This is a genomic window from Micromonospora sp. C28ISP2-4, assembly GCF_030519385.1.
GTDB classification, from domain to species: domain Bacteria; phylum Actinomycetota; class Actinomycetes; order Mycobacteriales; family Micromonosporaceae; genus Micromonospora; species Micromonospora tulbaghiae.
The window spans coordinates 17,143-28,675 of the sequence record NZ_JAUMKG010000012.1 but is presented as its reverse complement, the minus strand read 5'-3'; the positions used below and the strand labels follow the sequence as shown (position 1 = coordinate 28,675).

Here is an 11,533-nt window from a genome sequence, read left to right as displayed (position 1 = left end):
CTCCGAACGGGTGGTGGCGGTACGGGTGGCGTGGTCAGACCGCCTCGGCGGCCGGGATCTGGCCGGTGTGACCGGACGCTGCGAGGACGCGCAGCGTGTCGAGGGCGGACGCCAGCGAGACCTCGGCCGGCACCCGGTCGTAGGCCCGTAGGTAGTCCAGGAGCAGCCGGCACAGGCTCGCCTCGTCGAGGAACTCGTCCGGCAGCCGGTGCGCGAGCAGGGCGTGCATCGTCCTCGGCGGGATCTTCGGCCAGGCCAGCTCGGCGTACTCGCTCAACGCCATCAGCAGCCACAGCGCCGTGCGGTTGTCGACCCGGGCGGCGGCGAACTGCTCGGCCATCTCGGCCGACACCACGCCGTCTTCCAGCGGCAGCTCCGCGAGCCGGTCCTCGATGTCGGCGAGCACCCGGCGGACCCGGGGCACGTACCGCTGGGGCAGCCGGTGGAGCCCGTGCCGCAGGATGAGCGCGTGCAGCACCGCGTGGTCGTCGGTCGTGCCGAGCGAGTCGACCAGCTCCGGGAACTCGTCGATCAGGTACGGGCACGAGATGATCAGCTCGGGTGGCGCGGTCGGCGAGTCGGGCAGCCGGCTCAGCGCCACCCGGGTCAGCCCGCACACCACCTCGCGGGGCAACTGCGCGCCGTCCTCGGCGAGGCACTCCAGCAGAACCGTGGCGCTCGTGCTGGACACCGCCTCCGGTGACTCGACGGCGCGCGCCCACAGGCGCCGGTAGCTGCGCTCGTCGTACAGGATGAGCTGGTGCAGGGACGGCACCGGCCAGCGGCGGGTGGCGAGCGACACCAGGTCGGCGTGGAACCGGGCGGCCTCGAAGCTGTCCGGCTGCTGGCCGCGCCACGTCCGCGCGCCGGCCTGCAACTGGCCGTAGGTGGTGATGTCGCCGAGCAGCCGCGCCTCCTCGGCGGCCACGTTCACAGTCTCCCCCCGGCGTTCGCGGCGCCACTCGGCGGTGATCCGGCCGTCGGCGTCCCGGCCGAGCCAACTGATCATCGCGAGCTGGCCCTTCTCGTCCAGCCCCGCACGCCACAGCCGGACCGTCGACACCCAGGTCGCCTCGTCCATCAGGTCGGTGTGCCGTACGCCGCCCGGTGACACGAGCGCGGCGAGCGCGACCAGGTTGGCGGTGTACGCGGCGAGCAGCCGCACCGGGTCGTACGGCGCGGGCCGGTAGCCGTCCACGCCGGCCAGGTTGGTCCGCTGCCGGGCTTCGGCAAGCAGGCCGGCGATGGTCTCCACGATCCCGTCCCGCTCCTCCGGGTGGCGGGAGCTGAGCTCGCGGGCGAAGCCCACCACCGCCTCCCGCTTCACCAGCGGCTGGTGGGAGAGCAGCGCCCGGAACTGGCCGGTGTCCAGCTGGTAGCCGAAGCCAGCCGGGCTGCGGGTGTGCCGGCGCAGCTCGGCCAGGCTCCGCAGCGCCCCGATGACGTACTCGGCGATCAGGAAGTCGCCGATCGTGGTGTGCAGGAACTCGTACGTGCGCCGGGCGTCCTCGCCCTGCACGTCGTCCGGGCCGTACACCACGAAGAACGCGGCGGTGACCAGCTGTTCCGGGCCGAGCACGTCGCCGAGCTCGAAGCGTGAGACGTCGCCGGGCCCGGAGCCGAAGCAGTCCAGGTCGAGGCGGAGCGCGGCCCGGTTCACCAGTTCCCGGTTGCGGTTGAACATGGCGAACGCGGTGATCGCCAGGTCGCGCCGGAGCTGGTGCTCGCGGGCCTCCCGCTCGTGCGGCGGAAGGGCGGTCGGCGCCTTCTCGCTCACCTGCCGCCTGATGAACGCGGTGAGCAGGCCGGTGAACAGGTCGGACGGGGAGATGGCGGCGCCGGGACGGCGGTCGGCCCACTGCTCGTTGTAGTAGATCGCCAGCAGCGTGAGCAACAGCGGCTGGCGGGCCAGCTCGCCGTGTGACAGCAGTTCCCGGGCGGACAGCCGGCGGTAGCCGGGCCGGCCGTCGTTCGCCGCGTTGACGGCCGCCAGCCAGGCCGTCACCTGGGCGTCGGTCAGGTCCTCCAGCCGGACGAGCACGGTGCCCTGCGGCACGCTGGCGCGGTCCATCACCAGGATCCGGGACGTGATGATCGGGATGACCGAGTAGCCGAGGTCCCACTGGGTCTCCTGGAACTCGGCCACCCGGTCGATGTACTGCGAGTGGGCCGTGCCGGTGACCTGGACGAGTTCGTCGAACCCGTCGAAGATCACCACGACCGTGGTGTGCTTGGTGGCGCGGCGCAGGTCCGCCCAGCGGATGCGCTCGTCCATCACCTGCTCGATCGCCGCCTCGATCTGCTCGGTGGGCGACGAGTCCCCGGACATCCGGCGCAGCGGCACCACTATCGCGGTGAACCGGCTCGCCGGCAGCCGGGCCGCGATCACCCGGGTCAGCAGCGTCTTGCCGGCGCCCGGCTGGCCGAGGAGCAGCAGCGGACGGTGCAGGCTCGCCGGGTCGGTCAGATACTCGGAGAGGAACCCGACGAGGTCGCCCCGGCGCGGCTGGTCCTCCCACCATGCCTCCCGCTCCGGTGACGTGTGCTTGCCGTACTCGGCGGCGCGGAAGTCGGGGCTGATGAACCCGCTGTCCACGTTCGGCAGCCGCAGGTGGAAGTCGACGTCCTTGATCCGCAGCAGTGGCTGCCGGAACACCGCCGCCAGCGAGCCGGTGAGCCGGTCGAGGGATTCGCGGAGCAGGTCGGGCCGGTCGGCGGCCACCGGACCGGACAGCTCGGCCAGGTTGCGGTAGAGCTGCGCCAGCGCGTCCAGCCGGGCCGAGACCTCGGTGGTGAGTTTCCGGTTGTCGAGCAGGTTGTGCTCGATCGCCTGCCGGATCATCCGGAAGCCGAACTCGGGGAGGTCCGCGGCGAGCCGGTCGAAGCGGTCCTCGTAGTGCCACATGGCCCGGCCCACCACGCGGGAGCGCATCGACGTGAGGTCGAGTCCGCGCCGCACCGACGGCCAGGCGGCGAGACCCTCGCAGAAGGCGATGGTGGCGTCGTAGAGCCTGACGTAGGCGGCTTCGACGTCCCGCCGGGTGTCGTCCATGCCGTGCACCGAGGAGGGCAGCGGGAAGTAGCCGCCGTCGATCTCCTGCGGAAGCGTGTGGTGCCGCCGCTCGGCCGGCACCATGCCGACCTTCTCCTCGTCGGTCAGTTCCAGCCTGTCGAAACCCGGCCCGACCTCGTCGCGGAAACCGTCGAAGAACGCGGAGAGCGCCAGCACGGTATGGCTGGCCTCCAGCAGCTCGTAATACGATTTCCCGCCGGTCGCCCGGATGCGGCCGGCCTGGTTTCCGGTGGCGTCCCGGACGAGCTGCATGAGCGCGTTCTTCGGGCCGAGCAGCGCCAGCGCCGTACCGTGGGAGAGGGCGCCTGCGCCCAGGATCCCCGCGCTGACCACCTTGTCGGTCTCGGTGATGCGCGTGCTGCCCGGGGCCAGCAGTCGTAACGCATCTCGATAGCTGAGGCTCGAACGGCGCGGCATGCCGCCCCTTTCGCCGCTGACGGCCGGATCTCTGACAAGGATAGAAACTCCAGTGACGGAAAGCTATCTATCCCTCACTTTTCGATGCCGATCCCGTCGAAGCCTCCGGGCCGGTCCACCGCCCGCCGTCCTCGCTTGACGGGGACATTCACACCCTTTAGCTTTGCATGACGTCAGACGTAAGACGTCTTCTCCGCAAAGCATCGATCCCGGCCGCGCCTCACGCGTCCCCGTCCGACGTCTCCCCCTCGAAGGACAAATCACATGAAGCTGTCGGCCCTCGGCCGCATCGCCCTGGCCACAGGTGTCACAGTGCTGACCGTCGGCGTCCTGCCCGACTCGGCGCGCCGCCGCCCCGTCGGTGAAGCGGAAGATCCTTCCCGTCCTGGTGGAGTTCAGCGACGCCTCGTTCCAGTTCCCGGACAAGGTGAAGGCGTCCACACCGGACACCTACTTCGGGTCGAAGAAGGACTCCGCCGCCTCGTTCCTCTCGGAGGTCTCCCGCGGCAGGTACACGGTGGTGCCCGCCGTCACCGGAGAGTTCCTCGGTCCGATCAAACTCGACCTGAGCGCCGCCGGTTGCCCGCACGGCCAGATCAACACCATGACGCGGGCGGAACTCGCCAAGCGCGGCCTGGTCGCCGGCGAGGACTACGACAGCCTCTCCATGGTCTTTCCGGCCCAGAAGACGAACTGCCCCTGGGCCGGGCTCGCCACCCAGCCCGGCCCCACCACCTGGATCAACCTGTACGGCACGGCCAGCGGGATCGACGTCGTCGGGCACGAACTGGGACACAACCTGGGCTTCCGGCACCAGGGCCGCTTCCTGTGCACCGGCGGCGAGCTGACCGCGTGCAGGTCCGAGGGTTCCAGCTACAAGAGCATCATGGGCGGAGGCGGCTACCGGTCGGGCTTCACGGCGCCCGAGATGATCCACGCCGGGTGGCTTTCCGACAGCACCACCAAGGTCACCAAGTCGGGGATCTACACGCTGCGTCCTCTGCACGGCACCGGCAGCGGAACGCGGGCCCTCGACATCGCGCTGGGCAAGGACCGGCTCGTCCTCGAGTACCGCCACGCGGCGGGCAGCTTCGACGCGACGATCGAGGGTGTGCACGCCTACCGGGTGCCGACCGGCACGTACAGCGGCGCCTCGCTCATCGACACCACGACGGCGAACAAGACGGCCGCCAACGACGCGCCGGCCAACGTGGACGCCGTCAAGAAGCTGACGGACCGAGCGAACCGGGTCTCCGTAGCTGTCGTCTCCTCCGGCAACGGCACGGCGAAGATCAAGGTCGCGCTCAACGGCGACTCCCTCGCCGCCGTCGGAGCCCCCAAGGCGAGCCCGTCCCCGACGCCCACGGCGAGCGTCTCCCCCACCCCGGGCGCGAGCGCGTCCCCGACCGCCGGGGAGGTCGCTGCCGGTGACGCCGGAGCGACCCCCGACGGGTCCGCGACGGCGGACCTCGCCGCCACCACCATCACCGGCACCTCCCGGACGGGGCTGCTCGCCGCCGCCGGCGCGGTGGCGCTGGTGCTGGCCGCCGTCGTGACACTGTTCCTGACGCGCCGTCGCGGTCGCGGTAAGCACGCCTGACGTCGCCGTCCCCGGCACGACCCGCGTCGCGCGAAGCCCATCTCCGCACCGACCATAGGCGTTCGTACGCCTATGGTCGGTGGGTGGGCAGCAAACAGGTTCGGCAGGCGTACGCAGCGGTCGCGGAGCTCTACATCGAACTGTTCGGCACCACCGGGCATGTGCACGCCGACGACCTCGCCCTCATCGGCCGTCACCTGGCCGTCCGGACCGGTCCGGTGCTCGACCTGGGATGCGGGCCCGGTCACCTCACCGACCACCTCCGCTCACTGGGCGTCGACGCCACCGGGATCGACATCGTTCCCGAGTTCGTCGCGCACGCGCGGACGACGCATCCGGGCGGCGTCTACCGGCTCGGGTCGCTGGACGACCTGGCCGTCCTGGACCACTCTGTCGCCGGCATCCTCGCCTGGTACTCCCTGATCCACCTCCCGCCGCCGGATCTCGACGCGGTGCTGGCCGGGTTCCGCCGCGCGATCGTCCTTGGTGGACCACTCGTGGCCGGCATCTTCGTCGGCGACGAGGTCGGCGCCTTCGACCACAAGGTCGCCACCGCGTACCGCTGGCCGGTGGACGAGTTCTCCGCGCGGCTGTGGCGAGCCGGGTTCGCCGAGGTCGAGCGCCTGACGCGCCTCGACGACACCCACCGCCCGCACGCCGCGATCGTGGCCGTCGCGGTCGGCGATGAACCGGCCGGACGTCCGGGCGAGCAGGAATGCTGACCGCCATGCCAAGATCGATGTTCGGAGCCCGACCGGCCGGAAGGACACCATGACCGCGTACGCCATCGCCCACCTCCAGGACGCCGCCCCGCACCCGGACATCGCCGAGTACATCGAGCGCCTCCCGGCCACCCTCGCGCCGCACGGCGGCCGCTTCCTCGTGCACGCCACTCCGCACGAAGTGAAGGAGGGCGCCTGGCCCGGGGCCGTCGTGATGCTCGGCTTCCCGGGCATCGACGAAGCGCGGGCCTGGTGGGACTCGCCCGCCTACCAGGAGATCGCGCCGCTGCGCTCACGGCACATCGAGGGCGACATCATCCTGGTCGAGGGCGTCCCCGACGACTACTCCCCGGCCGGCATGGTGCAGGCGATCCGGGCGGCGGCGTCCTGAACCAGCCCGGTCGGCGCGCCCGCGACCTGGGGATCGTCGTCGGGTCGCTGCCCACCGGGCCGCACAACGCGATCACCGACGTCCCCGGCGTCCTGGTGGGCCACACCACCGTCGACGACGGCGCCGACCTGCACACCGGCGTCACCGCTGTTGTGCCGGAACAGCTCGGCCCCGGCCGGTGGACGCTGCCCGCCGCGGTGTACGCCGGCAACGGCCACGGGAAGCTCGTCGGGTCGACCCAGGTGGACGAGCTCGGCGTACTCGAATCTCCGGTCGTGCTGACCGCGACGCTGTCGGTGTTCCGGGCGGCGGACGCGCTGCTCGGGCACCTGATGGAGCGCCGACCGGACGGGCTGTCGTTCAACCCCCTGGTCGGTGAGACCAACGACGGGTACCTGTCGGACATCCGCCGCCGCCCGATCACCGAGGACCACGTGCTGGCCGCCGTCGCCGGGGCGACCGGCGGACTCCCGGCCGAGGGCTGTGTCGGCGCCGGCGCCGGCACCAGCGCCCTGGGCTACAAGGCGGGCATCGGCACCTCGTCCCGCACGGTCCGGACCGCCGGCCGCACGCAGACGGTCGGCGCGCTGGTCCAGTCCAACTTCGGCGGCGTCCTCACCGCGCTCGGCGTGCCGCTACCGGTGGACGAGCTGGTCCCGGCCGCCGACCGGACCGAACCGCCAGGCAACTCGTGCATGATCGTGGTGGCGACGGACGTACCGCTGGACGCGCGACAGCTCCGGCGGCTCGCCCGCCGGGCGGTGTTCGCCATGGCCCGGGTGGGTGCGTCGTTCAGCAACACGAGCGGGGACTACGCGATCGCGTTCACCACGTCGGATCAGCCGCCGATTCCGGACGCCGCGATCGATCCGGTGTTCGCCGCCGTGCTGGACGCGGTGGAGGAGGCGCTGCTCAACTCGCTGTTCACCGCCGTCACCACGACCGGCGTGGGCGGTCGTACCAGTCACGCGGTTCCCCATCAGGAGGCCGTCGAGCGGCTGGCGGCGGCCGGACGGCTCACCGCCCGGCCGTACGCCTGACCCGCGCGCCTCTCGTAGGCCGTTCGGCGAGGTGTCGGATCCGATCATCCGCGGCATCGATGCCGATGTTCCGGCCGGTGTCGCTGTTTCGTTGCATGTCGCGCCGGTAAGGACCGGTCTGTCGGCTCGGCGACACTTCCGTGCGGACACGTCGATCCACACTGCCCGCTGTGACCGAACTCCCCCAGAACCCGCGGCACGGACAGGCCCCGCCGCCTCCGCCCTACCAGCCCGGCATGCCGTTCGCGCCCCCGCCACGGCCGTCGTGGTGGAGCCGCCAGCCCGCGGCGATCAAGGTGCTCCTCGTCAGCGCCGTCGCGGTCCTCACCTGCTGCGGCGGGCTGCTCGGCATCGGCATCGCCGCCGGCCCGGACACCGAACCGGACAAGGCGCCGGAGAAGGCGGTCGCCCAGGAGGTGCCGACCGTCGCCGTGCCGACCACCACGGCCCCCGCGCCCGAGGCCGTCACCGCGTCGCCGGAGCCGTCGCCGTCACCGACCACGGCCGCGCCGACGACCGCGAAGCCCGCGGCGAAGCCGAGTCCGCGCAAGACCACGGCGCCCGCCGTCTACTACAAGAACTGCGATGCCGTACGCGCAGCCGGCAAGGCGCCGCTGCGGCGCGGCCAGCCGGGATACCGGACCGGGCTGGATCGGGACCTCGACGGCGAGGCGTGTGAGCCGGGCGGCGGCAACGGCGACTCCGGCGGCGGGAGCACCGGAGGCGGCAGCACGGGCGGTGGCGGCAATTCGGGCGGCGGCAACGACCCGCGCTTCGGCACCTGCAAGGAGGCGAACGCCAACGGGTACGGCCCGTACCGGCAGGGCAAGGATCCCGAGTACTACTGGTACATCGACCGGGACAACGACGGCACGGTCTGCGAGTGACACGTGGCGCCGGGGCGGACCGTGCGGTGCCGCCCCGGTCGTCACTCCAGCTCGGCGTCGAATGCCCGCCGGGCGTGCTCGATCTGCCCCATGTGAGCGTCGGCCCATTCGAGCAGGACGTCGATCGGCGCACGCAGCGTCTTGCCCAGCGGGGTGATCCGATACTCGACCGCGACCGGTCGCGTCGCCACGACGTGCCGTTCGACGATGCCGTTGCGTTCGAGTCGCCGCAGGGTCGCCGTCAGAGACTTCTGGGTCACCGCCGGGATCGCGCGGCGCAGCTCGTTGAAGCGGCACGGACGCTCGCACAGCTCGTTCAGGACGCTCAGCGACCACTTGTCCAGCACCTGATCGAGCAGTTCGCGGTGCGGCGCGTCGATGCGTAGCTCGGCGGCACCTCGGCTCGCGGTATCGCTCATGAAACCAGGTCTCCTTGAAGTGTCCTTCGTCAACTAGGTATCAATAGTAAACCTAAGTTGTCCTGCGAAGGAGAAACGATGTCTGTCACCCGCTTCAGCCCCGACGGTCTTCAGCCGAACACGCCGTACCACCACGTGGCAGTCGCCACCGGATCGCGCCACATCCACGTCAGCGGCCAGGTCGCGCGACTGGGCGACGGCTCGCCTGTCGCGCCCGGGGACCTGGCCGGGCAGGTCGCGCAGGTGCTGCGCAACACCGGCCGGGCGCTCGCGGGCGCCGACGCCTCGTTCGAGGACGTGGTTCGGCTGACGTTCTACGTCACGGACTGGACGCCCGAGAAGATCGGGCCGTTCATGGCCGGAGTCGAGTCGGTCGTCGAGGAACTCGGCCTGCCGTGGCCGCTTCCGCCGGCCTCGCTGATCGGGGTCGACCACCTGTTCGAGCCCGATGTGCTGGTGGAACTGGAGGCGACCGCGATCGCCCCGTGAACGCGCCCTTCTAGATCCAGACGGATCGCGGCGATCGCGATGGATCGGGACCGCCACCCCGGGGATCGTCCTGGCAGTCGTCGTCGTATTCGTCGCCGGCCCGCTCCGGCACCGACCCGTGTTGCCCTCAACTCATCAGATGCACTGCCGGGTGGTGGCGGGCCCTGCGGCCGGCCAACCACCGATGGACTGCGCGAGCCATACGCTGCTCGCGCCTGGGTCAGGCAGCTGATCCGGCCCAGTCCGGCTTCACCGCCATCATCTGGGCCGTCTTCGTCGGATCACGATCGATCAGACCGCCGAGCACCTCGTCGATCCGACTCAGCGCACCCTCGTCCAGCGGCTTCCCCGCGGCCGTCACGTTCTCCCTGATCTGCTCCGGCCTGGTGGCCCCCATGACGACGGAAGCCACTCCGGGCCTACTCAGCACCCAGGCGATGGCGAGCTGCGCGAGGGACAGCCCGGACGCCTCGGCGACCGGACGCAACTGCTCGACGGCGAGGAGCACCTTCTCACCCAGGACCCGGTTGATGAACCGGGGAGCTCGACCGCCCGACGCCGCCCGCGAACCCTCGGGCCAGGCCTGACCGGGCCGGTACTTGCCGGTGAGCACACCCTGAGCCAGCGGCTGAAAAGCGAGTTGGCCGACACCCTGGCGCATGCAGAGCGGCAGGACCTCCGGCTCGATGACCCGCCAGAGCATGTTGTATTGCGGCTGGTTGGAGACGATCCGGCTCCGCAGCCCGAGTTCCCCTGCCATGGTGAACGCAGCCTCGATCTGCGGCGCGGTCCACTCGGAGACACCCAGGTACAGAACCTTGCCCTGGCGTACCAGGTCGTCGAAGGCGATCAGGGTCTCGTCGAGCGGGGTGCTCTCGTCGAAGCGGTGGGCCTGGTAGACGTCGAGGTAGTCGGTGCCGAGCCGCCGCAGGGATGCCTCGCAGGACTCCATGATGTGCTTGCGGGACAGCCCCTTGTCGTTCGGCCCGTCGCCGGTGGGCAGGCAGACCTTGCTCGTGATCACCAGAGAGCTCCTCCTCGCGCCGCTCAGTCCCTCCGCGAGCACCTCCTCAGCGGCCCCCTGGGCGTACACGTCGGCGGTGTCGAAGGTCGTGACACCGGCGTCGAGCGCCGCCCGGATGCAGGCCAGCGCCTCCTCACGACCGGCCAGTTCGCCGTGAGTCAGCCAGTTGCCATAGGTGATCTCGCTGACCATCAGGCCGCTACGACCGAGCCGACGATGCTCCATGGATCTGTCCAGCCTCTCGTGGGTTCAGTGATGCACCGCCACCGGCTCTGCCGACATCGGTTCACCGAGGTGGCGCAATGCTCTGTTGTGGAACACTATGGCCTCTTCCTCACCAATGGCGACCGCCTCGACCGCTCCGATGATCACCTCATGGTCACCGGCGGTGAACGTACGGTGGACGAGGCACTCCATCGCGAACACGGCGTCCGGCAGTACGGGACAACCATCCGGCACCAGCGTCGTCCAGGCGCCCTGAAACTTGTCGGTGGCTGTCGACGCGAACAGATGTGCCAGACCGCGATGCCGCACACCGAGGAGGCTCACCCCGAAACGCCCCGCCCGGAGCAGAACGGGCAACGTCCGTGCCGACCGCGCCACACAGGCAAGGACGAGAGCGGGCTCCAGGGACACGGAGCAGAAGGCGCTCACGGTGAGCCCGCGAGCGCCTTCACGGTCTCCTCGCGTCGTGATCAGCGTTACGCCGCTGGGAAACCGCGCGAGCGCGGTCCGGAACTCCGCCGCCGAGACCATCTCGGCTCTATCAGGAGGTGAACGGCCGGAGGACCAACTCGACCGTCCGGTCCTTGAGGGTGAAGGTCGCGGTCTGCCCTGCCTCGGCGTCGTCCAGCCAGCGGTGGAAGTCCTCCATCTCCTTCAGCTCGATGCCGTCGATGGCCCGAATCTCGTCACCCGGCCCGATGCCGACGAACTCGGCTGCCGAATTGATGGCCACGTCCGCGACGACCATCCCGGTCTCCGGAGCCACACCGAGGGGGATGATGCCGGTCTTCGGCGGCGTGATGGTCTTGTGGAACTGGAACGGCCGGTGCTCAAGGTATGCGGCGAGCCGCTCCAGGTAGTGCCACCAGTGGTGGTCGTACGCGTCGAACTCCAGCCGGGATCGCAGCGACTCGTTGAAGCCCGAGTGAGTGAGCTGCACCTTGGTGCGGTCCTCCTCCACCTGCACGAACGTGACCACCACCCGGGTCGGTTCGTCGTTGCCCGGCACGTCCCAGTCGTAGACGCAGGATTCCTGAGGCACCACCTCCCGCAGGGTGGCCGTGAACACGAGGTCGATCCGGCCTCCTCGGTTGAACTGCCATCGCAGCGCCTCACCCGGCCGGCTCGGGATCTCGCCGTCAATGAGATTGAGCCAAGCCCTGACCTCCTTTGGGTCGTTCCACGCGGCCCAGACCCGGCCCCGACCCACCTTGATCTCACGTTCCGTCGACGTGTTCAGCATTGC

Annotated in this window: 11 protein-coding genes; 6 read left to right on the top strand and 5 right to left on the bottom strand. The window is 70.6% G+C overall.

What is annotated here, in order from left to right; translation table 11 throughout:
- Positions 1-34: 34 nt before the first annotated feature.
- Positions 35-3,490, bottom strand: coding sequence for an NACHT domain-containing NTPase (locus Q3W68_RS28175; RefSeq protein ID WP_302908313.1), 3,456 nt, complete (start codon positions 3,488-3,490; stop codon positions 35-37).
- A gap of 388 nt (positions 3,491-3,878) precedes the next feature.
- On the opposite strand from Q3W68_RS28175, the gene Q3W68_RS28170 reads away from it, so the two are divergent.
- From Q3W68_RS28170 to Q3W68_RS28150, 5 genes are all read left to right on the top strand, one after another.
- Entirely contained in the window at positions 3,879-5,090 is a 1,212-nt protein-coding gene (locus Q3W68_RS28170) for a hypothetical protein (protein WP_302908312.1), read from the top strand.
- A gap of 83 nt (positions 5,091-5,173) precedes the next feature.
- The gene (locus Q3W68_RS28165) at positions 5,174-5,812 is read left to right on the top strand and encodes a class I SAM-dependent methyltransferase (protein WP_302908311.1); all 639 of its coding nucleotides are present in this window, start codon (positions 5,174-5,176) and stop codon (positions 5,810-5,812) included.
- A gap of 49 nt (positions 5,813-5,861) precedes the next feature.
- Positions 5,862-6,203: a DUF1330 domain-containing protein gene (locus tag Q3W68_RS28160; protein ID WP_302908310.1), complete on the top strand. Its 342-nt coding sequence runs from the start codon at positions 5,862-5,864 to the stop codon at positions 6,201-6,203.
- Complete coding sequence (locus Q3W68_RS28155; RefSeq protein ID WP_302908328.1) at positions 6,200-7,243, top strand: P1 family peptidase; 1,044 nt, start codon at positions 6,200-6,202, stop codon at positions 7,241-7,243. Before Q3W68_RS28160 ends, Q3W68_RS28155 begins: the two co-directional genes overlap by 4 nt.
- Before the next feature lie 170 nt (positions 7,244-7,413).
- Positions 7,414-8,130 (top strand): excalibur calcium-binding domain-containing protein, encoded by a 717-nt coding sequence (locus Q3W68_RS28150; protein WP_302908309.1) that lies wholly within the window; start codon positions 7,414-7,416, stop codon positions 8,128-8,130.
- Between the two features lie 41 nt (positions 8,131-8,171).
- On the opposite strand, the gene Q3W68_RS28145 is transcribed toward Q3W68_RS28150, so the two are convergent.
- Positions 8,172-8,549: a helix-turn-helix domain-containing protein gene (locus Q3W68_RS28145; RefSeq protein ID WP_302908308.1), complete on the bottom strand. Its 378-nt coding sequence runs from the start codon at positions 8,547-8,549 to the stop codon at positions 8,172-8,174.
- 78 nt (positions 8,550-8,627) lie between these two features.
- On the opposite strand from Q3W68_RS28145, the gene Q3W68_RS28140 reads away from it, so the two are divergent.
- Entirely contained in the window at positions 8,628-9,038 is a 411-nt protein-coding gene (locus Q3W68_RS28140; RefSeq protein ID WP_302908307.1) for a RidA family protein, read from the top strand.
- A 220-nt stretch (positions 9,039-9,258) separates the two neighbouring features.
- On the opposite strand, the gene Q3W68_RS28135 is transcribed toward Q3W68_RS28140, so the two are convergent.
- The 3 genes from Q3W68_RS28135 to Q3W68_RS28125 are packed head-to-tail and all read right to left on the bottom strand — an operon-like array spanning position 9,259 to position 11,530.
- Positions 9,259-10,287 carry an aldo/keto reductase family protein gene (locus tag Q3W68_RS28135; RefSeq protein ID WP_302908306.1) on the bottom strand — a complete coding sequence of 343 codons (1,029 nt, stop codon included), beginning with the start codon at positions 10,285-10,287 and terminating at the stop codon, positions 9,259-9,261.
- Positions 10,288-10,311: 24 nt separating this feature from the next.
- Positions 10,312-10,818 (bottom strand): flavin reductase family protein, encoded by a 507-nt coding sequence (locus tag Q3W68_RS28130; RefSeq protein ID WP_302908305.1) that lies wholly within the window; start codon positions 10,816-10,818, stop codon positions 10,312-10,314.
- A gap of 10 nt (positions 10,819-10,828) precedes the next feature.
- On the bottom strand, positions 10,829-11,530 hold the full coding sequence (locus Q3W68_RS28125) for an SRPBCC domain-containing protein (protein WP_302908304.1): 702 nt from the start codon (positions 11,528-11,530) through the stop codon (positions 10,829-10,831).
- Positions 11,531-11,533: the final 3 nt, after the last annotated feature.

Excerpts from the sequence above, each read along its gene's own strand:
- Q3W68_RS28175 (WP_302908313.1), bottom strand. The coding sequence starts at position 3,490 with ATGCCGCGCCGTTCGAGCCTCAGCTATCGAGATGCGTTACGACTGCTG.
- Q3W68_RS28160 (WP_302908310.1), top strand. The coding sequence starts at position 5,862 with ATGACCGCGTACGCCATCGCCCACCTCCAGGACGCCGCCCCGCACCCG.
- Q3W68_RS28145 (WP_302908308.1), bottom strand. The coding sequence starts at position 8,549 with ATGAGCGATACCGCGAGCCGAGGTGCCGCCGAGCTACGCATCGACGCG.
- Q3W68_RS28140 (WP_302908307.1), top strand. The coding sequence starts at position 8,628 with ATGTCTGTCACCCGCTTCAGCCCCGACGGTCTTCAGCCGAACACGCCG.
- Q3W68_RS28135 (WP_302908306.1), bottom strand. The coding sequence starts at position 10,287 with ATGGAGCATCGTCGGCTCGGTCGTAGCGGCCTGATGGTCAGCGAGATC.
- Q3W68_RS28130 (WP_302908305.1), bottom strand. The coding sequence starts at position 10,818 with ATGGTCTCGGCGGCGGAGTTCCGGACCGCGCTCGCGCGGTTTCCCAGC.
- Q3W68_RS28125 (WP_302908304.1), bottom strand. The coding sequence starts at position 11,530 with ATGCTGAACACGTCGACGGAACGTGAGATCAAGGTGGGTCGGGGCCGG.